Consider the following 24368-nt stretch of genomic DNA (forward strand, 5'->3'; position numbering starts at 1 on the left):
AGGACAAGCCCCTACTCTAATCTATGCACCGCTTCAACAAACATGTCTCCTCTTTCTTCAAATGTCCGATACTGATCCCAACTTGCACATGCTGGTGACAGCAAGATCACATCTCCGCTTTCGGAAATCCGATAAGCAACTTCCGCTGCCTCTTTCACATCCTTGGCATGCTCGATAAGCTCGATGCCAGCCATATAAGCAGTTTCCCGCAACTTTTCAGCTGTTTCACCGAAAACGATCAATGCTTTCACATGTTCCATGAAAGGCACCAGTGTCTCGAATGTATTGCCGCGATCCAAACCTCCAGCCAAAAGGATGACAGGCTGATCGAATGATGACAGCGCTTTGGATGTTGCCAGGATATTGGTAGCCTTGGAGTCATTATAAAATGCCCGGCCATTGAGATGCTTAATATACTGCAGACGGTGTTCAACACCGGAAAATGTCTTCAGGACTTGCTGGATGCCTTCGTTCGTCGCGCCGGCAAGCTTAGCCGCCGCAATGGCAGCGAGGATGTTTTCAAGCTGGTGACCGCCCACTAGAAGAATATCCTTCACGGCAGCTACCGGTTCATCTTTGAAATAGACATGTGTTTCATCGTACCATGCTCCATTTTCAAGCTTCTGTGCACCAGAGAATGGAACAAGCGTTGCTTTGGCAGCTTTGACAATTTCACGCAGCCGTTCATCTTCTGCATTATATACAAGATAATCGTGTTCATCCTGATTGCGGAAGATATTTGCTTTCGCCTGCTCATAATTTTCCAAAGAATGGTGATAATCCAAATGTGCTTCAAAAATGTTCAGCATGACGCTGATATGCGGTCGGAACTGATCGATGCCTTGGAGCTGGAAGGATGAAAGCTCCAAAACCAACCTGTCATCTTCCGTTGTCCGGTTAGCCACCTCTGAAGCTGCCGTACCGATATTACCTGCCACGAATGTGCTCACTTTGCTTTCTTTGAGCATCTCATACGCAAGCGTCGTTGTCGTCGTTTTTCCGTTTGATCCAGTGATACCGATCAGTGTGCCCTTATGGAGCAAACCTGCCAACTCCACTTCTGTCAGCACTGGGATATTTCTTTCCATAGCTGTTTGGACAATCACGTTTTCATAACGGATTCCTGGATTCTTGATCAACACATCAATACCATCCAAGAGTTCCACTTCCTGCGGACCAAGTTCCACTTGGGCGCCTTTTTGTTCCAATATCTGCACTAGTTCTTCTTGGTTGGAAGTATTCATATCACTGACCCGGACGCTGCGGCCATGAGCAAGCAGTGTACTCGCAGCTGCAAACCCGCTTTTGGCCAATCCGAGTACAAGCGCGTGCTGGTATGGGAATTTAGTTTCGAAATCAGTCATCATAATCCCACCTTCATGTACACACCGATGACAGCAAATAATAGTCCTACCACCCAGAATGTCGTCACAACACGCCATTCCGACCATCCGGACAACTCATAATGGTGGTGCAGCGGACTCATTTTGAATACTCGTTTTCCTGTTGTCTTGAACGAGATGACCTGAATCATGACCGATAGTGTTTCGATGACGAAAACACCACCGATGACGATGAGCAGAATCTCCATTTTCGTCAGGATGGCAACAGCAGCGATTGCTCCGCCAAGTCCCAATGATCCGGTATCTCCCATGAACACTTTGGCTGGATGAGCATTGAATACAAGGAATCCAAGCAAAGCTCCGACTACAGCCAAAGCAAATACTGTGATCTGTGTTTGCTGCACATCATAATACGCCACTACAGCAAAAGCTCCGAATGCAATTGCCGCCGTACCCGCAAGCAACCCGTCCAGACCATCTGTCAAATTGACGGCATTGGATGCACCGACCAACATGACTAAGATCAAGAAGAAATAGCCCCAGCCAAGGTCCCATTGAATCGATGTTCCCGGAATTTGTATGTACGTACCGAAATCATTCATCCGAAGCAGTGCATAAAAGATGATGGCGATGACGATCTGCCCGATCATCTTTTGTTTGGATGTAAGTCCAAGGTTCCGTTTCATTGCTACTTTGATGTAATCATCCAGGAAACCGAGTAAGCCGTATCCGACCAATACGAATAACAGCAGCCACGTTTCCAGGCTCATTTCTATATTTGCAATTGCATGCATGATCCATGTTGATACGACAATGCTGATCATGATCATCACGCCGCCCATCGTCGGTGTACCCGACTTTTTCATATGGGATTTAGGTCCTTCCTCACGAATACTCTGACCGAATTTCAACCTGCGAAGAAATGGTATGATTATTGGAGAAATAAGGACGGTGACGATGAATGCTACCGCAATTGTCACAAGTAAAAGTGCCACGTTCATTGATGTTTTCCTCCTTTAAAAAGCACCCGTCCAATTCATTGCCGGCGCCAGTGGCGCCGCTTTTGATTACCAGCTATTTATTCTCTTCCATAACAGCGATTGTGTCAAGTATGGATTCCATCTTCATGCCCCTCGAAGCTTTCAGGAGAACGATGGTATCTTCCTGTAACAATGGCAAGAGCGCCTCAGTCAACGAATCTTTGTCTGGAAAGTGGATAGCTGTCATCCGTTCATCTTTCAATGCAGCACTGATCTCATCTGCATCTTCCCCGACTGTGAAAACATAGGAACTATCCGTAGTGATCACAGTTGCGATATCCCGATGATAGCGCTTTGATTCAGCACCGATTTCGTAAATATCACCAAGTACAAGGATCCGTCTGCCAAATGGCATTCCCTGGACTGTCTGTATCGCCGCTTTCATCGAAGTCGGGGAAGCATTATAAGCATCATTGATGATTTTGCTACCATTCACTCCGTCAAGCAGCTCCATTCGCATCCCTGTCATTGACGGCTTGCTCAACGCCCGCTGGATTTGCTCCTGGGTAAGGCCAAGCTGTCTGCCTAATACAATTGCATAGCCTGCATTCCGAACATTATGCGCACCAAGCAAGGAAAATGTATAATTTTCTCCGTTCACAGAAAAAACTGTTGTTGATTCACGAGTTTTTTCGATAGTGAGAAGCTGATCATTATGCGCTTCGAAACCGCATGTAATGGTTGTCTTCTTACTATGGTGAGCAGCTAAAAGCGATTCATCACCATCGATTATCAGCATGCCGTCTTTTGCCAAACCAGCAGTTATCTCACTCTTGGCTTTGGCAATACCTTCCCTTGAACCGAGGAACTCGATATGCGACTCCCCGATATTGGTGATGATGGCGTAATCAGGCTGGGCTATATGGGAAAGCAATTCGATTTCCCCGAAATTGCTCATACCCATTTCCAGCACAAGTACTTCACAAGATGGACGCATGGATAAAATCGTCAGCGGCAAGCCGATATGATTATTCAAGTTTCCTTTTGTCGCCAGCACATCATATTTCTCTTTCAGCACACTCGTCACTAAATCTTTCGTTGTCGTTTTACCGTTGGAGCCGGTAATGCCGACTACGATCGGATCGACTGCTTCACGATGCGCCTGGGCGAGTCTTTGCAATGCCTGCAGTGTGTCGTCCACCAGAAACAGGACGATTGACGCTGCAGCTTCCGGCACGGGGATTGATTTATCCCAAAGAGAAGCGACAGCTCCTTGTGCGATTGCCTGCTCGATGAAAGCGTGCGCGTCGAATCGTTCCCCCCTGATCGGGACGAACAAACTGTCTGGTGCATTCTTCCTGCTGTCGGTATTCACTTCTGTTATCGTAAAGTCAAGATTCTTTGTAGTATCAGGGAATAAGCTGTATAACAAGTCACTCTGGAATAGCATCGTCATTCTCCTAAACCTGCTCTCTTGATCGCTTCCGCTGCCACAAGGCGGTCATCGAAATCAAGCACCTGACTTCCTACGATTTGGTAAGTCTCATGACCTTTTCCTGCTATCAAGACGATGTCATCCGCTTGTGCTAGATCGATGGCGCGCTGAATTGCTTCTGCCCGGTCCGGAACTACGACATATGCATCGGAATTCAAACCACGTATCATATCCTCAAGGATGTCCTGGGGATCCTCTGTACGCGGATTATCAGCAGTGAAGATGGATATATCCGAATAAAGGACCGATTTTTCGGCCATGAGCGGGCGCTTCGTCTTATCACGGTCTCCGCCGCAGCCAACCACAGTTATTATCTTGCCCTTGACGAATGATTTTATCGTCATCAGCACATTTTCCAAAGAATCAGGTGTATGTGCATAGTCAACGATCACACCAAACGGCTGCCCGGCCATGACAGGTTCGAAGCGTCCGGCTACGCCCGTTGTGTTGCGCAATGTATCACAAATCACTTCAAAAGGAATGCCGCTGCAGATAGCTGCACCAACGGCAGCCAGCATGTTGTACACATTGAACCTGCCCATCAGCTTGCTTGAGATATGGGCTTCGCCTTCCGGTGTCTGCAGCAGGAAGCTGGTGCCATTTGATGCAAGCTTGATATCTTTGGCCATGATATCAGCTTCTTTGTCGATCGCATACGTACAAACAGGCTGGGCAGTTGATTTGATCAAAGCCTCAGCATACTTATCGTCCGCATTGATGACAGCATATTTCGGATGGTCTGGGTCGAATGTATTACCCAGCTGAGAAAATAATAAGCTCTTCGCGTGGAAGTATTCTTCAAAATTCGCATGATAATCCAGATGATCTTGCGAAAGATTGGTGAATACTGCGATGTCGAAATCAGTGCCATGTGCACGCCCTCGATCCAAAGCATGGGAAGACACTTCGATGATCGCCGTATCCACGCCTTCATCAACCATCTTACGGAAACCCTTTTGCAGGAATAGCGCATCCGGTGTCGTGTTTTTCACCGGATATGCTTCGTCCTTGATCTTCATCTGGATCGTGCCGATTACACCAGTTGCTCCCTCATTGGCACGGAATATGCTTTCAAGCAAGTATGTCATGCTCGTTTTACCATTCGTTCCGGTGATGCCGATGACTTTCATCTCTTTTGAGGGATGATTGAAAAATACGTTCGCCAATGGAGCCAATGCACGAAGCGTGTCCTTCACGATAATGACGGGAATGGTCAGGTCATCAAGCGGGCGCTGGGCAAGGATAGCTGCTGCTCCTTGCTCCTGGGCCTGCTTGGCAAAAGTATGTCCATCGACGACTGCTCCGTCTATGCAAATGAATAGATTGCCAGTTTTGATTTCACGGGAGTCGATGGTCAATCCGGTTATTTCGATGTTTTCATGTTCCGCCTGTTTCTTATAAAAAGGCAATGCGGATAATAGTCCTGCAAGTTTCAAAGCTGCCACGTCCTTTATTTATCCTTACAAATTCGTTGTAGTATTTTTAAATTTTACTGAGGCATGAAAAAACCTCATGTAATTACAAGATCTCTTAGCAAAATCTTTTTTACCAGAACCCATTATACCAGAATTTATGTCTGCAGGAATGGTTCATCCGATTTATTCCGGCGGGTTTTCCGATAAATACAGACGGATGGTGGATCCTGCCTCAAGCTTCGTACCAGCTTTTGGTTCTTGATCGATGATATATTCGCCGCTCCCGCTCACATCAAGGTCAAGCGTTGTATAGTATTCCGTCAGCTCCCGTTTTTTCATACCGATGAAGTCCGGGGCTTCTGCTGGCGGTTCCTCCGGCCAGCTGTAAGACTTCTCCAAGCCGTCTGTCTGCGGCTTCACACCCATTGAACGAAGACTGTCCTCCAGTATGGTGCCAACAATCGGCGCAGCCACTTTACCGCCGAATTGGATCGTGTTCTTCGGGTTATCAATCGCAAGATAGACGACGATTTCCGGGTCATTCGCAGGTGCGAACCCGATGAAGGAAAGGATATAGTTGTTATCCATATACCTTCCGTTTTCCCCTACTTTTTGAGCTGTCCCAGTTTTGCCGCCGATTCGGAATCCCTCGCGATAAGCTCCGCGTCCCGTTCCTTTAGCCACAACATTTTCCAGGGCATGACGAACTTGTTCCGACGTATCATCGGAAACGACCCGCCGCTTCATCACTGGCTCGGTGGCAGTCTTCGTGTCACCTGTGACCGGGTCCTGCCAGGACTTTGCTATGTGCGGCTCATACAAATAACCCCCGTTGATGGCAGCTGATACGCCCATCACTTGCTGTATCGGCGTTACCGACACACCTTGTCCGAATGCAGTCGTGGCTGTTTCCACGGGACCGATTTTGTCTGGATTGAATAATATACCTTTCCCTTCCCCTTGCAGATCGATGCCTGTTTTCTGTCCGAAACCGAAATCTTCTATATACGAAAACAATCTGTCTGTGCCTAGTTTTTGCCCCAGTGATACAAACCCTGGGTTACAGGAGTTCTGCACCACTTCCAAATACGTTTGATCACCATGTCCGCCGCGTTTCCAGCAATGCAGTGTAGCGCCGTCGACTTTGATGGCGCCGCTGTCATGAAAATGGTCACTTTCCAGATCGACCACTTTTTCTTCCAGGGCAGATGCAAGTGTGATGATCTTGAACGTACTTCCGGGCTCGTAAGAACTCCAAATCGGGAGGTTCCTGTTATACGTATCAGGGTCTGCTTCCTTGTAATTCTCCGGCTCAAATGACGGCCGGGATGACATACCTAGCACTTCTCCCGTGTCGGGATCCACTGCCAGTGCGATTGCTCCGTCAGGATTGTACTTTGCTTCTGCATTATTCAATTCCCGTTCGATTATCGTCTGGACATCCGAATCGATCGTCAGCTGCAGATTTTTTCCATCAGTGGGGGGTTGATAGACATCCGCCATATCCTCTAAACGATGCCCCTTCGCATCCGAGAAGAACGACAGACTGCCCGCTTCCCCGCTCAGCTCCTCGTCATAATATGCTTCCAGACCCATCAAACCTTGGTTGTCGATGCCGCTGAAGCCAAGCACATGAGACAGATAATCGCCATTTGGGTAGTGCCGTTTCGAGTCTTTTGCGATATAGACTCCTTTCATGTTCAATGCTTGAATGGCTTTTGCCTGCTCCTCTGAAATTTTCCGTCCTTCTGGATGAACTCTTTCTATGGATGCTTTTTTCGTGACATGCTGCAATGCTTTGTCCTTTTCCATTCCTAAAATATCCGCAAGCTTCTGTGCCGTCAGGTCTGGATTTTCGATCTGCCGCGGCACGACCATGACAGTCGGTGCGGAAACATTTTCTGCCAGTACATCACCATTGCGGTCGAGTATCTTGCCTCTTTCTGGCTCGAACGTGATATTCCTGCTCCAGGAATCCTCCGCTTTGTCCACCAAGTCCTTGCCTTGGACGAACTGGACGTATGCTAACCGGAATCCTATGATGAGGAACACGATGAAAGCCAAAACAAAAACAGTGACCAACCGCTTGCGCATCGTAACATTGGATACTCGTTTCAAACAAATCTCTCCCTCGTGTACAAAGGTAGGCTTGTATCCATGTTATGTCCGATCGCAAGCGGATAGACCACTGTTCGGTTCTTTATGTCGAGAATTCGACGGCAAGATAATCGTTCTTATTCAATTTCGTTCCTTTTTTGATGCTTTGCGTCATAGCATAGCCGCTATGGATCGTTTCGACATCCAGCTCGAGCAGTTCACCCAACTCAAGCACCTCACGCACAGACCAGCCAGTGATATCCGGCATCGATGGTTCATCCGTTACAATGATGGCACGCTCACCTTCAAGGACTTCATCGCCGCTTTTCACATTCGTTTTAACAACTTTATCCCCATTACCGATAACCATCACTTGCATGCCTGTATCCTCCAGCGCTTTCTGCGTTGCGCGAGTGGACATGCTTTCAATATCAGGAATGCGTGTTTCGGTGACTTCTTCTTTTTCATTCGTCTGATCGGGACTGATATCCATATAATGCAGCGCGTTTTCCATCACATTCTTGAAAATGAATGCAGATGGTTCACTGCCAGTTTCTGTTGCGGCCAATTCAGGCTGCAGTACAGATACATACATCATCAGTTCGGGATCATCTGCAGGGGCCATACCGAGGAAAGAAAATAGATAGTTATCCTTACCCTGCATATAGCCACCGCCATTAGGATTCGGGATTTGAGCGGTACCGGTTTTACCAGCAACGCTATAATCATCCAGCTTAAACGGTTTACCGGTACCATGTTCCGACGTTACAACTGATTCCAATATCTTCATCGTTTCATCAGCTGTTTCTTTCGATATCGGCTCAGCTTGGACTTCTGTCTTTTTCTCCTCGACTACTTCCTTCGTATCCGGGTCGACGATTTTGTCGATGATATGCGGTTTCACCATTTTACCGTCATTGGCAATGGCACTGGCAGCCGTGATCATTTGAATAGGGGTGGCTGTCGTGCCTTGACCATAGGAAGTACTGATTTTCTCAGATTGATAGTTATATAAAATCGTACCAGGAATCTCGCCAGGCAGATCGATTCCCGCCTTTTGATCAAAGTGGAATTTCTTCAGATACTCAAGAAACTTATCTTCCCCAAGCTTATTTGCCACAAGATTCGCTACCATGACATTGGATGACCGCTGCATGCCTTCCAAATAGGTTATCGTTCCCCAGCCATTCTTATTCCAGTCTCTGATAGTAGTATCTTTATCTGGTTTGAATGATCCCGACTTGAATGTATCATCCGGATTCCATTTCCCTTCTTCGATTGCAGACGCGACTGTGAACATCTTCATCGTCGAACCTGGTTCAACCGGGTTGGAAATGGCATCGTTGTACCAGTTCTCCACGTTTTCCGGATTGTTCGGATCATAGCTTGGCCGGTTGCTCATTGCTACGATTTCACCGGTTTTAGGATTCATGACGATTGCACTGACTTTCTTCGGATTCCACTTTCCTTCCACTTGGGAGAGTGTATCTTCCAGCAAGGTTTGGATTTTTTGATCGATTGTCAGATACACATTATCCCCATCATCAGCTGCGGTGACTTCTTCGCTCGGGTTCAGGAGTTTAAAACCATAACCGTCGCGCTCATAGGCTATATTGCCGTTTTTCCCGGCAAGCTGATCATTGAGCTGCTGTTCGATGCCCGTCATGCCTGCTATCACGCCATCTTTCCGCTGTGCCAAGCCAATCACTTGCGAGGCGAAGGTGCCATTCGGGTAGAAGCGTTTGGCTTCTTCCGTGAATTGAACTCCCGGCAATTTCAGATCTTCGATTTTTTTCTTCTGATTTTGTGACAATCCTTTACCTGCAGATCCGAATTCAACTTGGAATTTCCCATCGTCGATTCCTTCTTGCAGCCGCTTCTTCATATCAGCTGCATCACCATCGATGACAGCCGCAATCTCTTCTGCTGTCTTGTCCACATCTGTGACGTGAAGCGGGTTATCTTTATCGGCAGAATAACTTTCATCTACAATCGCATAAATAGAATAAGTTGGCTGATCGTACGCCAACTCCATTCCATTGCGATCTAAAATCTTCCCTCTCGTCGCTTCAAGCTGATACGAGTCGGTCCGTTTTTCTTCCGCATATTTTTTTAAATTAACCCCAGCTACTTCACCAGAGGCTTGTATGAACAAGAAACGTCCAGCTAAGACAAGAAAAAGTACGGCAAAGATGGATAATAGAATCAAAGCCATTCTTTGTGACGTCTTATTTCTTTTCATTTTCACAGTACCTTTCTTATTCAGAGACTTTATTTGCTTCTTTCACTTTTGCACTTTGCACTTTCAGACCAGCATCACGCGCAATATCGATGATGCGTTCCGGTTTGCTCAGCTCTTTCACTTCATAAGTCAGGTCCTTGTTGGCAACCTGCTGATGGCTGATCTTGGAATCCAGTGCTTCCATGTCACGGTTGATGTTATACGTGGAAGCAGCAAAGGTTACGAAATAAGCTGCTGCAGCCAAGATGATCAAGCTGAAAAATGTATAAAGAACCTTCTCCCCTGGTGTGATCCACGTCTTTTTGTGAACCTTGACTTTTACCTGTCGTTTAGGCTGCTGCTGCGGTCTTTGTGCCGGACTGCCTTGCTGCCAACTTCTTGCTCGTTCTGCGCTCAAGCTTATTCCTCCCCTGTATTAAAATTCAAATTGCGAACTCCACGGTTTTATTTTCTCTGCTACGCGGAGTTTGGCGGAACGAGATCTTCTGTTATCTTCCAATTCCTCGTCACTTGCGAGTATCGGCTTTCTCGTAACGAGAGCAAACGGTGCTTTGCTTTCTTCCGGCAATATCGGGATATTGCGCGGTACAGGCAGCGGTGTACTCCATGATTTGAACGCCTGTTTGCACATCCTGTCTTCCAGCGAGTGGAAAGTGATGACTGACACTCTTCCTCCGACTGCAACGATCTCTGCTGTCTGCTGCAGTGCTTCGCGGAATGCTTGCAATTCATCATTCACGGCAATCCGGATGGCCTGGAAAATCCGTTTGGCCGGATGGCCGCCTTTCCTTCTTGCTGGTGCAGGAATCGCTTCCTTGATCAATTCCACAAGTTCAAATGTTGTTTCGATCGGTTTCATTTCTCGTCTATTCTCTATTTTTCTTGCAACTTGCTTGGAAAAATTCTCTTCTCCATACTGGAAAAAAATCCGTACAAGCTGTTCGTAAGACCACGTATTGACCACCTCGTAGGCAGATAGCGCCTGATGCTGGTTCATGCGCATATCAAGCGGTGCATCGTGCTGGTAACTGAATCCTCTTTCTCCTTGGTCAAGCTGCGGAGATGACACGCCAAGGTCGAATACAACCCCATCCACTTCCGTGACGCCTCTTTCCTCCAATTCGCTTTTCAAGTGACGGAAATTCGCCTGAATATATTCGACTCGATCACCATATTCCGCGAGTCTCGCTGATGTGGCTTCGATGGCTTGCTTGTCCTGGTCAAACGCATACAGTTTTCCTTTGCCGGATAACTGCTTCAATATCACTTCGGAATGACCTCCTCCGCCTAGGGTGCAATCCACATATGTACCTTCTGGCTTCACAGCGAGTCCTTCAATCGTCTCTCTGTTCAGCACACTATAATGTTCAAACAAGTTATACATCCTTTCGGCTACCATCAAATATCGAAATCAAGCATATTTTCAGCGATTTCAGCAAAAGATTCCTCAGATTCATCAAAGTAGGAATTCCATTCGCTCTCCGCCCAGAATTCAATCCGTCCGGATACACCAATGATGGCGACATCCTTCTCAAGCGACGCATACTTCCGGAGCGGTGCAGGGATATTGATCCTCCCTTGCTTATCAAGCTCACATTCGACTGCTCCTGAAAAGAAGAAGCGAGTGAATGCACGGGCATCCTTCTTGGTCAATGGCAGCTTTTTCAATTTTTCTTCAAGGAGTCTCCATTCCTCCATAGGGTAACCAAACAGACACTGGTCCAATCCTCGGGTCAGTACGAAACGCTCCCCCAAGCCTTCTCGGAACTTGGCGGGTACGATAATACGCCCTTTTGTATCGACCGAATGCTGAAATTCCCCCATAAACATAGACTCCGCCCCCACTTTCCATTTTCATAGTACCACATCCCCCCACATTTCACCACCTCATTATTCACACTTTTTACTAGCATTTTCTCCCTTCGCTAGCGCTTTTTCGGACGTTTCTGCACAAAAAAACGCGCCTGGTCGTCGACCAGACACGTTTTCTGTTTCATTATAACCTGACGATATAGTGGGCATTGGTGAAATCATAGCTTTTCTGCGCTAATTCGCGCCATATCCCCACACCATGCATATTCCAGAAAGGAAATAGATTCCACGTTCTCTCCTGCAGCCCATTTTCAGGGTGGAGCATACATTGGATATGATCAAAGTGGGATAATGCTACACTATGCTGTTCTTTGATTCTTGCTTCCATGCGCTTGACAAGAAAATCGATATCTTCTTCCAAATGCTGAAGATTTTTTTCTGCCAACTTGCCAAGATCATCAGCGATGGAAGCAGCACTATGCCGCAGCGGCGCGTGCAAATCTGCCACTGCCTGCTTCACTTGCTCGGAAATGGCAGTTAACGGCGCCTGCTGCTGTGCAGCGAGATAATGAACCTTTTCTGCCGCAACGCCAGTGGTTACCGCTTTTTCAAGCTTCACCTGATAACGATCGAGCAGCTTTTCCGTCTTCTTGTCCAGCAGTGTGAAAGAAAGGCGCGGCATGACTGGCGGCATCTTGAAGCCGACGGCATTGAATCCCGGTTTCAGATTCGCCCAATAAGCAATCTCTCCGGGACCTGCGATAAAAGCAAGGACCGGCAGCAGATAATCCTGCATGAGCGGACGTGTAACCACGTTGTTGCTGAGTAGCTCGGGATTTGATTCTGCTATATGCAGCAGTTCTTCTTCCGTGAACACGGCTTCGTCACCCTTGCCTCGCCATTTACCGTCTGCATCACGGACAAGCAGCGTTCTTTCCCCTTCAATATAACAAAACAGATTAGCGTCATCAGTTTCGGCACCCAATACATCGGTATATCCCATCTGCTGGAGTTTCTGTGATGCAGCGTAAACACCATTGCTTATTTCAGGCTGTTTAGTGATCAGCTCCCGGAAAAAAGGACGCTCGATTTGGCGCAATTCTGCATCGCCAGAATCCATCAGCACCAAACCAGTTTCTTTGTATAAGAGATGAATGAGCTTGGCAAAGAAATCAACGAAAGTATCAGACTGAACAAGGATATCACTGACGATCCGGTGGATATCTTTCGTGAAAGCAGTCTCCGGCAGGGATGCGATCACTTCCTGCAGGAACGCTTGCGTCAAGTCATCATCCAGTTGGATATTGGAAGCAGCTATCTTTTCCGTCACGTACTGTTTCCATTTATATTTTTTCAAACCATTACCATGCGGGAGGTAGATATGATTGATTTCTTCTATATCGTGATCCTCTCCTGCCACCCAAAAGATAGGTATGACGGTTGTGCCAAGCTTTTCACTTTGCTCCGAAGCAAGTGCTATGATGCTGGTGATTTTATGCAATGTCAGCAACGGGCCTGTGAACAAACCAGCCTGCTGACCGCCTACGACAGCCACCGTTTTGGAATCAGCTAATTTATCGATATTGGCCAGCGCTTTTGCGTCAGCTCCCCATTCTTCATTTCGTCTGCGCAGAAGCTCCACGAGTGCTTCCCTTGGGTAGCTGCGGGCATGCAACTCCTTCAGCCTTGATGCATAGCTTTCTTTAGAAAATGGGGTGAAATCGAAATTATCCATGAGAGCTGGAAGCTCCGCCCGATAATCGGTCACCAATTTATTCGGGCTGACTAGCCCCATTGGTTGTATTACCATGATATGTACTCCTTTATATTGACATCTGTTATATGTATTATTGTCTGATAAATGTGATGATAACACCTGTCACCAACAACAGGATGTAAAGCGGACCGAATAATAGGAAACAAATGCGCAGAAAAATCCGCCACACATGCTTGAATACGATTTCGCCGCGATATTTATGATGCATCAGCACGATCACGATGAACAGTACCGCAAGGAATCCTATCATATAACCGATTACTGTATGCTGTAAAATGATTTGCAACATTATCATAACAGAAAAGATATAGAACACGGCAGTAGTTTGCACGCTGTGCAGAAAAGCATTCCGCCTTTTGCGGATGATGCGGCGGGCAACCATATGATATATCCAAGTTGCAAGCGGCGGAACAGTGATTGCTGCCGCAAGAAGATAAGCAATTAAATGAGTCATGGATTAGTCCTCTCCTGCTGTTTCATAAGTCCAAGTATACTATAGTAAGCAAAGTCCGTATAAGTAACCGCTTGTTTAAGTGTTAGCGTACGATATTACCAGGGGCCATTTGCCAGGATCACGGCAAATACGCTTTGTTACGCATCGTTTTCATACCTAATTGTTTATTTTAGCAAAAGAATCGGCTGAATGGATACAAGAAATATAACACTTGAATTTGTAAACGGTTTCATATATATTGGAAGCATACGAATGAAGCAAAATTTTTAATACGGAGAGGGGATTCTGTATGACATTTGCTAAAGTGGAAAAATTACCGGTGAATTACAAAACGGCTGAGGATTTCGAACGCTTTGCTGCACAGGGGAACGCGGAGCTTTCGATGCTGGATGAATTCCGGCTCAGTCTGATTGAAAGTGATGATGATACATTGTTTTACGGCATCTACATGGACAATGAACTTGCCGCCAGAATGGCATTATCATTCGTCAACGAACAGCGCGACAATACTTTTTATCCTCCAAAAGGCTATGTGGAAATAACAAAACTCGAAGTGCTGTCAGCATACCAAGGAAATAAGCTCGGGCTTTCATTAGTCGAATTCGTCCAGTCTTTCGCAAAACCAGTCCGTACGAAAGCGAGAGTCAACTCGGAAGGTTTCTGGAGAAAACTGAACTTCAAAGACAGCCAAAAACAAGAAGATAACTTGTCCGTCATGACATGGCAGCCGACAAAATGAAAAAAGCCCATCTGGGCTTTTTAATTTGTCTCCGCTTCCTCGATTACCCAGCGGCAAAGCTTTTCCATTTCAATACATGCATCCTGATACCGCTTGATCTGTTCCTTGAGCTTGATGTTTTCCGCTTGCAGCGTGCGCAGTTCCTCAAGCGGCTCTTTTTTCGGCACCTGGATATTCAGCTTCACTTTTTCAAGCAAATCGATCGCCGCTTCCAAACTGACGGATTCTTTCTCATCCTTTGTCGGGGCAGCTTCTGTTTCCGCTAGAGAATTCTGCTGCTTGCGCTGCTGCTTTGCAACTTCGATATCCGCTTGATAATACTGACGAAGCGAAGCATTCCACCGGAATCCGCATGCCGCTGCTGTCCGGTTGAGCTTTACCGCGACATCCCGAAAGGCATCGAGCTGCGTCTTGCCTTCCTGGATATAATCCAAAACCGTATTTGCAAGCATTACATCCTCTTTATCCGACCATGCATCCTGTCTTGTACTTTTCAAAATGCTTCCCCCCTCTTGTATTCTGCTATCAATGTATGCGAGAGGGAAAAATACTAGACTAGAAAAAGGAAGATAGAATATAAAAAAACATCTATCGGCAATTTAGCCGACAGATGTCGTCTTTGTTTCTTACGCTTCAACCACTGCTTTTCCATCGTAATGTCCGCAAGATTTGCAAACGTGGTGTGGTTTTGCAAGTTCTCCACAGTTAGAGCACTCTACCATTCCAGGTACATGCAATTTCTTGTGTGTACGGCGTTGGTTTTTTACTTTTTTAGAAGTTCTTCTTTTAGGTACTGCCACGGTCCTACACCTCCTTCAATCGTTACAATGCTTTATTCGTCGTCCTTTTTCAAGAGAGCTTGCAGTTTCTCGAGCCTCGGGTCGATTTTGTCCTGCTGTGCTTCCTCACTGGCAAGCTGCCAGCCTTCTCCTTCTTTCGCGGCATTATCCAATGCCTGCGGATCGTCGGAGAAAACACGGAAAGGAACATCCAATAGGATATTTTCCTCTATATACGGTTTCAAGTCAAGCAGTTCTCCCTCAATAGGGTGAATCTCTGACTCGTCATCCGCGCTTGCATATGGAGACAAAGTAAACAGTTCAGTCGCATCGACATGGAATTCATACGGCACATCAACCAATGTACGCGCACACGGAAGAATCATCTTGCCATCAATCGCGAACTTGACAGTTATGTCGTTACCATACGACGTCGCCTGACCGCTGACCTTCACCGGATCAATCCGACGAATATCATTCTTGCCCTGGATGTCTGACACATCCACTTGCTCTGTAAATTCGAAAGGTTCAAGACCTTTAGCTTTAAGCTTTTGAACCGGAATTTTCACGTTAATTCACCTCATGGCAACAAAAGTAATTGTAAAAAAAAACAGAAGCTTTGTCAATATATTTTCTTTACACCAAGGCAATAATTAGCCTATATTCTTAGTAAAGAACATTATTTCTATTATAGCACACCCGAAAAGCGGAGAAAACCGTTCAGAAACGTAGCGGTAAGTGAGAAAGCCCGGAGTGGGTGTTCTCCCCCACGCAGGGATTTATCGCTTACAGCGCAGTTTCTGGTTTTCGGAGCTGGATCAAACCCGAAAAGCGGAAGAAACCGTTTAGAAACGTAGGGATAAGTGAGGGAGCCCGGAGTGGGTGTATTCCCCACGCAGGGATTCATCGCTTATACCGCAGTTTCTGGTTTCAGCAGCTAGACAACACCCGAAAAGCGGAAGAAACCGTTTAGAAACGTAGGGATAAGTGAGGGAGCCCGGAGTGGGTGTATTCCCCACGCAGGGATTCATCGCTTATACCCAATCCAAACAGAAAGGAGCCCTATCCATGCACGCATGCGGCCTCATTGTCGAATACAACCCATTACATAACGGTCATGTTTATCATATACAGCAGGCTCAAAAATTAACCGGCTGTGATGCTATGATTGCCATCATGAGCGGTAATTTCACACAGCGCGGGGAACCTGCCATTTTGGATAAGTTCAGCCGGACACAGGCAGCACTTGCTGCTGGTATCGATTTGGTTGTGGAGTTGCCTTTTCTTTATGCTGTCCAGCATGCAGACCTGTTTGCTGCAGGAGCTGTATCGATACTGCAAGCACTGCAAGTCGATCAGCTTGTCTTTGGCTCCGAAGAGGGATCGATCGAACCATTCCAGCAAGCATTGGCGGTTCAGGAAGAACATCAAGCAGCTCATGCGCACGAACTGAAGATGCAGCTGGAGCTCGGTTTATCTTTTCCGGAAGCAAATCGGAAAGCGTATGAAGCGATCGGCTTGGAGTCCTCTCTTGACTTGACCAGTCCCAATAATATTTTGGGCTTCGCCTATTTGAAAGCAGTTGGAAAACTCGGAGCGTCAGTGCATGTCGATACGATTAAACGTGTTCAAGCAGGCTATCATGAACAATCCATATCCGGACCGATCGCAAGTGCCACTTCCATCCGCTCTGCATGGCAGGATAAGAAAAAGCAGGAAGTCAAAAAAGCTGTGCCAGACGTTACACTTGCCTCACTGGAAACAGAAAACCTTCATAGCTGGGAAGCTTATTTTCCACTGTTGCGCTATCTCATCCTGACACGGTCTGCAGAAATGCTGCGAAACATACAAGGCATGGAGGAAGGTTTGGAATATCGCTTCAAGAAATACATCGCGCAATCGACAAGCTTTCAGCAATTCCTTTCGCTGATTAAAACGAAACGATACACATGGACAAGATTGCAGCGCGTCTGTGTTCACCTGCTTTGCAATACACAAAAGCCAACAGTCGGCCCGTTTCTTCAAGGTGCACCATATACTCCTTACATTCGCGTCCTTGGCATGACGAAAAAAGGACAGGCCTTCCTTGCTTCACGAAAAAAACAGCTTGAAGTTCCGTTGTATACGCAATTGAAGGATGGCATGCATCCTATCGCCGACTTGGAACTGCAAGCATCGGATGCGTATTATAGCATATTGGCACCAAAAACAGCTGCTGATGCGCGCAGACAGGAGATCTCGCCGCCGATTTTCACATAAAAAGAAGGATGCACCATAGCGATGCATCCTTCTTTTTATTTTGCAGACATTTTTTCTAAGTAATTTTTAGCATCATCAAACGTATCGACCGGTACGACTTGCATGTCTGTATCGATATCCTCTGCTGTTTGCTTCGCCAGTTGATAATTGGAATCTTTCGCACCTTGCTCATTTGGTGCAAAAAAGACAGCACAGCCTTCTTTATCCGCAGCAACAACCTTTTTATCGATTCCTCCGATACGACCGACGTTCCCGTCATAGTCTATTTCACCGGTACCGCAAATCTGCATACCTTTGGTAAGGTCTTCTTTTTCCAGTTGATCATAAATTTCCAAGCTGAACATCAACCCAGCACTAGGTCCGCCTATTTGTCCGCTGGAAAACGTGACTTCAGGATCTTCCGTTACATCGCGATCCGTTACAAGCGTGATACCGATGCCCGGCTTGTCTGTATTCGGAAGTGCTTGAAGCTTCAAAGTCTTCGCCTGCTGTTTATCATCCCTTTCGACTTGTAAGGTGATGGTATCGCCAACTTTTTTGGATGTGACATAATCAGTCAAATCCGTTGCTTCCTTCACTGTCTGGTCATCTACAGCAGTAATGAGGTCACCTTGTTTCAGTTGACCATCTGCCGGCAAATCTTTTACGACCGAGACGACGTATACACCCTTATAATCGATTTGGATGTCAGCACCTGCTGCTTCATAGGCCACGACGGTGGACGCTTCCTGTGAACTTTCCATTTGCATCAGCTGCGCCTGTGTATATTCCTCCTCGGAAACACCTTCAGGTATGACGTCCTCTAGTTTTTCGATTTGGTGGTATGGCAGTATTTTAGCCATGACATATTGGAATGGTGTCACTTGGCCGCCACGGACAGTGACAAGATGCATATCCCCTTCGCTCTTTTCGCTGCCGTCAACCGATACAATCGGATCAAGAGCATCTGCTGCGCCCGGCTTGTACACATAATACGGCATCCTGTAAATACCGGAAAAACAAAAGACGATGATCAACAGCAAGATGACGAACAGGATATAACGCGTGTTCTGTTTCATCTGTAAGTTCCCCTTCCGTGCCCGCTTTCTCAACTTATTCAGAAGAAGAAGCATATTTCCCTTTTAAGCACGCGTATAGTTAAGATAGCCTGTACAAACACAAACAAGCTGTAATTAAGTTTACTACTTCAAAATCAAGAAGTACAGTTGTCACGAACTGGAGGGATAATCGTGCAAAAAATGAAGTCGGTTATGCTGGCCGGGGCAGCATTATTGCTGGCAGTCAGTTTGATCAGATACCCTGATCCATCTTTGCAAGCCAGCATGCGGGGATTGAATATGTGGTGGGAAGTCGTTTTCCCATCCCTCCTGCCCTTTTTCATCACTGCAGAGCTGCTGATTGCTTTTGGGATGGTACGCTTCATCGGTGTATTTTGTGAACCGATCATGCGGCCTTTGTTCAATGTTCCCGGAGTCGGCAGCTTCGTTTTGGCAATGGGCATGGCCAGCGGTTATCCGTCGGGAGCGAAATTGACAAGCCGTCTGCGTCAGGAAAAACAACTGACTAAAACCGAAGCGGAACGACTTGTATCGTTCACCAATGCCAGCAACCCGCTATTCATCATCGGAGTCATTGCCGTGAGCTTTTTTGGAGATGCAAATCTGGGAATACTTCTGGCCGCAGCGCATTATGGAGGCAATATCCTTGTCGGCATTTGCATGCGTTTTTATGGACGCTCAGAACCTCGCTCCGAGTATGTCCGGGAAAAAGGGCTCATCAAAAGAGCATTCCGGGAACTGCATGAAACACGGATCGCTGACAAAAGACCTTTTGGGAAAATATTTGGCGATGCCGTCGTCAATTCCATTCAAACTTTGCTCATGATCGGCGGATTCATCATCATGTTCTCGGTTTTCAATAAACTTTTATTCATCTTGGGCATAACCGATTTCCTGGCAAATGGCTTACGGTTTCTAACAAGCATGTTCGGAATCCCGGGTGAATTGGTCGTCCCCATGTTCTCCGGCTTATTCGAAATAACGATGGGCGGACAGATGATCGCTCAAGCTGCTGGATCGGATTTCTTCTTCCCTACGATCATCGTCAGCTTCATCCTTGCTTTTAACGGCTTTTCTGTACAAGCCCAAGTCGCAAGCATCCTTGCTGAAACAGATATCCGCTTTGCTCCGTATTTTTTCGCGCGTCTTTTGCATGGATTCATTGCGGCGGGATTGGCAGCCATTCTCTTCGGGCCGCTTTACCTGAAACATCAAGAAACGAGCCTGGCTGCATTTTTGCATGAAAAAACAGCCCCTCATACATCCATGGAGCTGCTTGGCACGATTGCCTCTTTTGGACCTGCTTTCACCCTCATCATGCTCGCAGTTGCTACTTTGATACTGGTGAAGCGCAGACTGATTGGTTAATACTTCTGTTTGATGGCTTCCTGTACGGGAGCTGGCACGAGCCTGCTGATATCCGCTCCATAGCTTGCCGCTTCTTTGACAATGCTGGAGCTGACAAAGCTATAAGCCGAATCAGCTGTTATGAAGAGCGTTTCCAATCCCGGCTCCAAATGACGGTTGATTCCGCTGATTTGCATTTCACTTTCAAAGTCGCTCACTGCCCGCAGTCCGCGAATCAATACTTTTGCATCGTGTTTCCTGGCGAATTCGACTGTCAGTCCTTCCGCTTTGGCAACGTGCACATTTGGTAGATGATCAAGGGACTGCCGCAATAGCTCCATCCGTTCCTCCTCATCGAAGAGCGGCTTTTTCTTGCTATTGACTGCCACAGCTACAACCACTTTTTCAAATATCGATGCTGCACGCTGAATGATATCCACATGTCCATTGGTGACTGGGTCAAAGGACCCCGGATACATTGCCGTCGTCATTATTCATCCTCCTGCGCAGTTTGATAGATCGTAATAGCGGTAGTATTCCCATAAACGTCCCGTTTCACCGCTTGCAATCCAGCAAGTAATTCAGGCAATTCCTTCTTGGCATCGTGTTCACAAACAACGCGCCCTCCTGTAGCCAGTATGCCCGCTTCACCGATTTGCTGCAATAAATCCTCGTATGACATTTTCTCATACGGCGGATCCAAAAAGATGAGCTCGAATTGCTTGTCTCTTTTGGCAACGGCCTTCAGCGCCCTCACTGCATCGTTACGATAAACCTCCGCATGATCTGTCAGCTTCAATGTAGTCAGGTTCTGCTTGATCGTTTCGACGGCTTTCCCTTGTTTATCGACAAAAATGCACTGTGTCATGCCCCTGCTCAACGCCTCGATGCCAAGGCCGCCGCTGCCGGCAAACAAGTCCAAGCATTCTCCACCATCAAAAAAAGGACCCAGGACCGAGAACAAACTTTCTTTTACTTTGTCCGTCGTCGGCCTTGTCAATTGGTTCGGAACAGCTTTCAACGCCCTTCCTTTATGCTCTCCTGCTATCACGCGCATTCCATTCACTCCTCAAAAAAACAATGTATATTCTTTCATTTCCCGGTCCATACTGCACTATTGAAGCGGCTATCACGCTAATAGCTGCTTCATGAACACGGAGAAGACTTACGTTTCCCCATAAGCTCTTCCTCCGGTTTCTCCTCTCCCTTTGCCTGTTGTTTTCACTGGAAACAAAAGGCGCCTGCAGGGCAATTCCCTGCAGGCTTTTTTTTATATCCCGATCTTATAATCGTATTCCTTCGCTTTATCTTGTTTTGCATTCTCGAAATCGGTCCGGACGAAGGGACGATAGCTGAGCGCAGTCCTGGAGACGAAAGGCAGCCTTTGCAATGCCGCTTCCTTCTCTTCCGCTTCCTCCATATTCACATAGATCATCGCATATTTTTGTTTTTTGGAAACAAATACGAGATGCCCATGCCGTTTCAGCTGCTTGATATTCTTCATATGCTGGAACCATACGACGATTCCTTGCCGTTTTGTCAACATAAATAATGTCCTCGCTTTACAGCTCTTTTTTCTTAGTGTAGCAAAGCCTAGCCCCTATGAGCAACACAAAAAAACCGGCAAGCCAAAAAGCTCACCGGAATTCTTTAGGAAGCACAACCGCAGGCGCCACCGCTTCCGCAGCCGCAGCCCGAGTCTTTCAAAGCCGCACCTGCCCGTGGTGTTTTGACATTCTTGCTGACTGTTGCCGCAAGTGTCGCACTTATATCATCGAGCAGTTTTTGCAGATTACGTTCTGCTATTTTAAAAGCCGCAACATTGGCATCCATATCCATCTCACGCTTCTTGCTGCGGATTTCTTTCATGATGAAGCTGTAATCCGGGTGGTATCTGCCAAATCGCTGCACCTCTTCATATTGTTCCTTGATTGCTGTGAATGCGTCGATTTTCGCCTTCGTCCCCTTATCCTGGTAGAGCTTATCTTGTGCGGAGCCGTAAGCTTTCATTACATCCGACTCACGGATCATCTTGCCCAAACGCTCGGACTTCTCCAGAAGCTCAACAAATTCCATGGTTGCGAACATGTAACCACCTCCACTACTATCATACCAAATAATAGGGAAATGAAAAGAGTTTAATCCCGCATAGCCCTTGCCATCTGTATCAGCATATTCACCATGCTCAGCTGTTCCCCGAACTGGCCGATGCGCTGCGGCACTGTTTTGCCGTAAAAATAATTCGCCTGCTTCTCCAATTCAGCAAACGCGTTCGGATCACGTGCAAGCGTGCGATACCATATCGGGTGCAGCCTGACGAATCGGAGCAATTCCTCCCGCTGCTGCAACCGTTGATATATTTCCTGCCGCATCTTTCAACCTCCTTTTAATCTCTGTGAAAAAATGTAGGCGCCTTTGGCTTTGGCGGCAGCTGCTGCTTGGCGCCTTGATATTGACCGATCAACTGCCTCACATTTTCCAGCGCTCCATTAAGCTGATGAATATGACCTTGCAGTTTTTGCAAATCGAATTGGTTTGCCATCCCCATCATTTTACCGAACATCTCTTTTCCTTTCTCTTGCTCTTGCTCATCCGAATCAGGCTCTTTTTCAGCTTTGTCTGATTGCTCCCCATTTGCTTTATATGCTTGCCAGCTTGGATCCTCTTCCCCCAGCAGCACCCATTTCTCATAATAAGGCTGCCACCCTGTCCGTTTTTGTCTCACTTCCCGAATCAGCTCGGGATGTTGTTGCACGAATTGCCTGAATGCCTGAATCGAAGGATGCAAATTCGTATCTGACATCGCCATTCATCTCCTAACCAGTTCTATACATTCTCTGATTAATGTATGAAAAAAATAGGGCAATGACACAAAAAAACCGGAATCCCATTACAGGAATCCGGTCATTGCAAGAGGAAGTTCTGTGTATAATAATAACGATACACACCTACCCCAAGTTCTTTATACGTGTCATCAAGCATCGTTTTACGATGACCCTCGCTATTGAGCCAGCCAACCATCGCTGCAGGTGCATCGGTGTAGCCAGCGGCGATATTCTCTCCCGCACTCCGGAATTTGACACTTCCATCTGCCAGTCGATCACCTAGCTCCTCCCCCTCAGGTGTCACATGGGAAAAATACTGCTGTTTTTCCATGTCTTCACTATGACCGAGTGCTACAGCGGCAACTTGGTCATTCCAAGCGAGGGGCGGTACGTCAAAATGTGATCGCATGACATTCGTAATATCGATGATTTGCTGCTCCATCCCATCCTGCACTTGCTCCCATTCCTCATCGGAAAGCTGCGGCTGCTCTGGAAGCTGGCCTGTGTACGTCACATCATACGGGCGTTCCATTATCAATTGTTCATCCGTCAGTACCCGTACAGCCGTCAATTCGTCTTCGAATGTATCGAAGTAGAATTGAGCGAACAATCCATCACCTATCTGGGCAAGCGGCTGGATTTGCTGATCTTTCTCTTTCAGCTTGAATGTGTATCGATCACTGCCGTATCTGAAAGACACTTCGTTTTCAAGCGGATAGTCTTTTTCCACTTCTTCACGGCTCTCACCAATGTCTGCTTTGGCAAGCTTAGCTTCACCGACAGCAAATGCAGAGACGATATGGTCATCCTTCACAGCATACTGAGCATAAGCATCGCCTTTGTCATATACGTACCATTCATATCCATACGAGGATTTGTCAATCCGGGCTGGTTCGCCTTGGTCTTGTTCCAAAGTCCCTGGCTCCTGATTGATCCACCGTTCTATATCACCATTCGGTTTCTGGGCAGCCTCAGTTTTTTGGGCTTGTTCTGTATCTTTCTCTTTTGCATCCTGGGCAGGAGACAAATAGTCATCCCTGTTCCAAAAGAACAGCACACCTGCTCCCACCACGAGTAACAATAATACGATTCGCAGACTTTTCACGCATCCTGCTCTCCTTTTTGTAAGCTGCCACTATTATAATATAAAATCCACGGCAGAGATAGACGACTCCTTCGACATGCTTCACATACCATCTGCCGGCAGCAGCTGGCCGTAAGTACGGAACTGGACCAATCCGCCTATCGAGCCAAGCTTTTGGAATCCGCATCTTGTCAAAACTTGCTGCTTGCCTTCTTCTTCCGGCTTGCAAAAGGCATGGATCGTCTCGATACCATGTTTCAAAAGCCAGTCACAGATGCTTAAAATCGCTTCATCTTCGTATCTTTTCCCTGTCATTTCATCACGAATATGAAAATAAATCTCAGCTTGCAGTGCATCCTGTTCCGATTGTTTGATGAATATATGTCCAACCATTTCGTTTTTATATTTTGTATGTAATATCCATGGACCAAAACCGAAACTCGCCCTTCCGGTAGTAACATCCTCCAAATACAGCGGCAGCTCGGCCTTCAAAGCATTTGTCGGCCAATCAGTCGCATACGCGATTTCCTGCTCATAATAAAAAGTGACCGGGAACCTGACGAGCTGCTTCCCCATTTCCGTCGTCATTGCTTTCAAACTCAAACGTGGTGTTTCCATATCCATTTACTTTCCCTCTCTCCGATGCGATTTATCGTCCCTAT

Annotated in this window: 26 protein-coding genes; 3 read left to right on the forward strand and 23 right to left on the reverse strand. The window is 46.8% G+C overall.

The window, feature by feature from the left end; genetic code table 11:
• Positions 1–11 precede the first annotated feature (11 nt).
• From murD to SFC66_RS10465, 11 genes are all read right to left on the reverse strand, one after another.
• A complete protein-coding gene (gene murD / locus SFC66_RS10415; protein ID WP_411218616.1) occupies positions 12–1364 on the reverse strand; it encodes a UDP-N-acetylmuramoyl-L-alanine--D-glutamate ligase in 1353 nt (450 codons plus the stop codon).
• Positions 1364–2344 carry a phospho-N-acetylmuramoyl-pentapeptide-transferase gene (gene mraY / locus SFC66_RS10420; protein WP_411218617.1) on the reverse strand — a complete coding sequence of 327 codons (981 nt, stop codon included), beginning with the start codon at positions 2342–2344 and terminating at the stop codon, positions 1364–1366. The genes murD and mraY overlap by 1 nt, the downstream gene beginning before the upstream one ends.
• A 73-nt stretch (positions 2345–2417) precedes the next feature.
• Positions 2418–3779 carry a UDP-N-acetylmuramoyl-tripeptide--D-alanyl-D-alanine ligase gene (locus tag SFC66_RS10425; RefSeq protein WP_411218618.1) on the reverse strand — a complete coding sequence of 454 codons (1362 nt, stop codon included), beginning with the start codon at positions 3777–3779 and terminating at the stop codon, positions 2418–2420.
• Positions 3776–5254, reverse strand: coding sequence for a UDP-N-acetylmuramoyl-L-alanyl-D-glutamate--2,6-diaminopimelate ligase (locus tag SFC66_RS10430; protein ID WP_411218739.1), 1479 nt, complete (start codon positions 5252–5254; stop codon positions 3776–3778). Before SFC66_RS10430 ends, SFC66_RS10425 begins: the two co-directional genes overlap by 4 nt.
• Before the next feature lie 162 nt (positions 5255–5416).
• Entirely contained in the window at positions 5417–7351 is a 1935-nt protein-coding gene (locus SFC66_RS10435) for a stage V sporulation protein D (protein ID WP_411218619.1), read from the reverse strand.
• A gap of 82 nt (positions 7352–7433) precedes the next feature.
• On the reverse strand, positions 7434–9572 hold the full coding sequence (locus SFC66_RS10440; protein ID WP_411218620.1) for a penicillin-binding transpeptidase domain-containing protein: 2139 nt from the start codon (positions 9570–9572) through the stop codon (positions 7434–7436).
• Positions 9573–9588: 16 nt separating this feature from the next.
• Complete coding sequence (gene ftsL, locus SFC66_RS10445; protein WP_411218621.1) at positions 9589–9969, reverse strand: cell division protein FtsL; 381 nt, start codon at positions 9967–9969, stop codon at positions 9589–9591.
• An 18-nt stretch (positions 9970–9987) separates the two neighbouring features.
• Positions 9988–10947 (reverse strand): 16S rRNA (cytosine(1402)-N(4))-methyltransferase RsmH, encoded by a 960-nt coding sequence (gene rsmH / locus SFC66_RS10450; RefSeq protein ID WP_411218622.1) that lies wholly within the window; start codon positions 10945–10947, stop codon positions 9988–9990.
• Between the two features lie 23 nt (positions 10948–10970).
• Positions 10971–11402, reverse strand: coding sequence for a division/cell wall cluster transcriptional repressor MraZ (gene mraZ, locus SFC66_RS10455; RefSeq protein WP_411218623.1), 432 nt, complete (start codon positions 11400–11402; stop codon positions 10971–10973).
• 166 nt (positions 11403–11568) lie between these two features.
• On the reverse strand, positions 11569–13194 hold the full coding sequence (gene bshC, locus SFC66_RS10460; RefSeq protein ID WP_411218624.1) for a bacillithiol biosynthesis cysteine-adding enzyme BshC: 1626 nt from the start codon (positions 13192–13194) through the stop codon (positions 11569–11571).
• Positions 13195–13231: 37 nt separating this feature from the next.
• Entirely contained in the window at positions 13232–13615 is a 384-nt protein-coding gene (locus SFC66_RS10465) for a DUF3397 domain-containing protein (protein ID WP_411218625.1), read from the reverse strand.
• A 289-nt stretch (positions 13616–13904) separates the two neighbouring features.
• Here SFC66_RS10465 and SFC66_RS10470 point away from each other — a divergent pair, with 289 nt between their 5' ends.
• Entirely contained in the window at positions 13905–14354 is a 450-nt protein-coding gene (locus SFC66_RS10470) for a GNAT family N-acetyltransferase (RefSeq protein ID WP_411218626.1), read from the forward strand.
• Between the two features lie 20 nt (positions 14355–14374).
• Here the strand turns inward: SFC66_RS10470 and SFC66_RS10475 are convergent, their stop codons facing one another.
• The 3 genes from SFC66_RS10475 to SFC66_RS10485 all read right to left on the reverse strand — a co-directional run bounded on the left by SFC66_RS10475 (position 14375) and on the right by SFC66_RS10485 (position 15702).
• Positions 14375–14851 (reverse strand): RsfA family transcriptional regulator, encoded by a 477-nt coding sequence (locus SFC66_RS10475; protein ID WP_411218627.1) that lies wholly within the window; start codon positions 14849–14851, stop codon positions 14375–14377.
• A 129-nt stretch (positions 14852–14980) separates the two neighbouring features.
• Positions 14981–15154 (reverse strand): 50S ribosomal protein L32, encoded by a 174-nt coding sequence (gene rpmF / locus SFC66_RS10480; RefSeq protein WP_411218628.1) that lies wholly within the window; start codon positions 15152–15154, stop codon positions 14981–14983.
• 32 nt (positions 15155–15186) lie between these two features.
• Entirely contained in the window at positions 15187–15702 is a 516-nt protein-coding gene (locus tag SFC66_RS10485; RefSeq protein ID WP_411218629.1) for a YceD family protein, read from the reverse strand.
• 499 nt (positions 15703–16201) lie between these two features.
• On the opposite strand from SFC66_RS10485, the gene SFC66_RS10490 reads away from it, so the two are divergent.
• On the forward strand, positions 16202–17392 hold the full coding sequence (locus SFC66_RS10490) for a nucleotidyltransferase (protein WP_411218630.1): 1191 nt from the start codon (positions 16202–16204) through the stop codon (positions 17390–17392).
• 35 nt (positions 17393–17427) lie between these two features.
• Here the strand turns inward: SFC66_RS10490 and SFC66_RS10495 are convergent, their stop codons facing one another.
• Entirely contained in the window at positions 17428–18450 is a 1023-nt protein-coding gene (locus tag SFC66_RS10495) for a SepM family pheromone-processing serine protease (protein ID WP_411218631.1), read from the reverse strand.
• Between the two features lie 168 nt (positions 18451–18618).
• Here SFC66_RS10495 and ylbJ point away from each other — a divergent pair, with 168 nt between their 5' ends.
• Positions 18619–19818 (forward strand): sporulation integral membrane protein YlbJ, encoded by a 1200-nt coding sequence (gene ylbJ / locus SFC66_RS10500; protein ID WP_411218740.1) that lies wholly within the window; start codon positions 18619–18621, stop codon positions 19816–19818.
• On the opposite strand, the gene coaD is transcribed toward ylbJ, so the two are convergent.
• The 8 genes from coaD to SFC66_RS10540 form a co-directional block, all read right to left on the reverse strand.
• Positions 19815–20288, reverse strand: a complete 474-nt coding sequence (gene coaD / locus SFC66_RS10505; RefSeq protein ID WP_411218632.1) for a pantetheine-phosphate adenylyltransferase — start codon at positions 20286–20288, stop codon at positions 19815–19817. The genes ylbJ and coaD overlap by 4 nt on opposite strands.
• Positions 20288–20854, reverse strand: coding sequence for a 16S rRNA (guanine(966)-N(2))-methyltransferase RsmD (gene rsmD, locus SFC66_RS10510; protein WP_411218633.1), 567 nt, complete (start codon positions 20852–20854; stop codon positions 20288–20290). The genes coaD and rsmD overlap by 1 nt, the downstream gene beginning before the upstream one ends.
• A 213-nt stretch (positions 20855–21067) precedes the next feature.
• Positions 21068–21343, reverse strand: a complete 276-nt coding sequence (locus SFC66_RS10515) for a YlbG family protein (RefSeq protein ID WP_093726711.1) — start codon at positions 21341–21343, stop codon at positions 21068–21070.
• Between the two features lie 104 nt (positions 21344–21447).
• Entirely contained in the window at positions 21448–21885 is a 438-nt protein-coding gene (locus tag SFC66_RS10520) for a YlbF/YmcA family competence regulator (RefSeq protein WP_411218634.1), read from the reverse strand.
• A gap of 50 nt (positions 21886–21935) precedes the next feature.
• Positions 21936–22169: a YlbE-like family protein gene (locus tag SFC66_RS10525; RefSeq protein WP_411218635.1), complete on the reverse strand. Its 234-nt coding sequence runs from the start codon at positions 22167–22169 to the stop codon at positions 21936–21938.
• Between the two features lie 14 nt (positions 22170–22183).
• Positions 22184–22600, reverse strand: coding sequence for a YlbD family protein (ylbD, locus tag SFC66_RS10530; RefSeq protein WP_411218636.1), 417 nt, complete (start codon positions 22598–22600; stop codon positions 22184–22186).
• A 101-nt stretch (positions 22601–22701) separates the two neighbouring features.
• Positions 22702–23727, reverse strand: a complete 1026-nt coding sequence (locus SFC66_RS10535; RefSeq protein WP_411218637.1) for a CAP domain-containing protein — start codon at positions 23725–23727, stop codon at positions 22702–22704.
• 81 nt (positions 23728–23808) lie between these two features.
• Entirely contained in the window at positions 23809–24330 is a 522-nt protein-coding gene (locus tag SFC66_RS10540) for a GNAT family N-acetyltransferase (RefSeq protein ID WP_411218638.1), read from the reverse strand.
• Between the last annotated feature and the right edge of the window lie 38 nt (positions 24331–24368).

It is taken from the genome of Terribacillus saccharophilus, assembly GCF_046592895.1.
Taxonomy (GTDB): domain Bacteria; phylum Bacillota; class Bacilli; order Bacillales; family Amphibacillaceae; genus Terribacillus; species Terribacillus saccharophilus_D.

Coding starts and splice junctions, on each gene's coding strand:
- murD (WP_411218616.1), bottom strand. CDS start 1,364: ATGACTGATTTCGAAACTAAATTCCCATACCAGCACGCGCTTGTACTC.
- mraY (WP_411218617.1), bottom strand. CDS start 2,344: ATGAACGTGGCACTTTTACTTGTGACAATTGCGGTAGCATTCATCGTC.
- SFC66_RS10425 (WP_411218618.1), bottom strand. CDS start 3,779: ATGACGATGCTATTCCAGAGTGACTTGTTATACAGCTTATTCCCTGAT.
- SFC66_RS10440 (WP_411218620.1), bottom strand. CDS start 9,572: ATGAAAAGAAATAAGACGTCACAAAGAATGGCTTTGATTCTATTATCC.
- mraZ (WP_411218623.1), bottom strand. CDS start 11,402: ATGTTTATGGGGGAATTTCAGCATTCGGTCGATACAAAAGGGCGTATT.
- bshC (WP_411218624.1), bottom strand. CDS start 13,194: ATGGTAATACAACCAATGGGGCTAGTCAGCCCGAATAAATTGGTGACC.
- SFC66_RS10465 (WP_411218625.1), bottom strand. CDS start 13,615: ATGACTCATTTAATTGCTTATCTTCTTGCGGCAGCAATCACTGTTCCG.
- SFC66_RS10470 (WP_411218626.1), top strand. CDS start 13,905: ATGACATTTGCTAAAGTGGAAAAATTACCGGTGAATTACAAAACGGCT.
- SFC66_RS10490 (WP_411218630.1), top strand. CDS start 16,202: ATGCACGCATGCGGCCTCATTGTCGAATACAACCCATTACATAACGGT.
- SFC66_RS10495 (WP_411218631.1), bottom strand. CDS start 18,450: ATGAAACAGAACACGCGTTATATCCTGTTCGTCATCTTGCTGTTGATC.
- coaD (WP_411218632.1), bottom strand. CDS start 20,288: ATGACGACGGCAATGTATCCGGGGTCCTTTGACCCAGTCACCAATGGA.
- rsmD (WP_411218633.1), bottom strand. CDS start 20,854: ATGCGCGTGATAGCAGGAGAGCATAAAGGAAGGGCGTTGAAAGCTGTT.
- SFC66_RS10515 (WP_093726711.1), bottom strand. CDS start 21,343: ATGTTGACAAAACGGCAAGGAATCGTCGTATGGTTCCAGCATATGAAG.
- SFC66_RS10520 (WP_411218634.1), bottom strand. CDS start 21,885: ATGTTCGCAACCATGGAATTTGTTGAGCTTCTGGAGAAGTCCGAGCGT.
- SFC66_RS10525 (WP_411218635.1), bottom strand. CDS start 22,169: ATGCGGCAGGAAATATATCAACGGTTGCAGCAGCGGGAGGAATTGCTC.
- ylbD (WP_411218636.1), bottom strand. CDS start 22,600: ATGTCAGATACGAATTTGCATCCTTCGATTCAGGCATTCAGGCAATTC.
- SFC66_RS10540 (WP_411218638.1), bottom strand. CDS start 24,330: ATGGATATGGAAACACCACGTTTGAGTTTGAAAGCAATGACGACGGAA.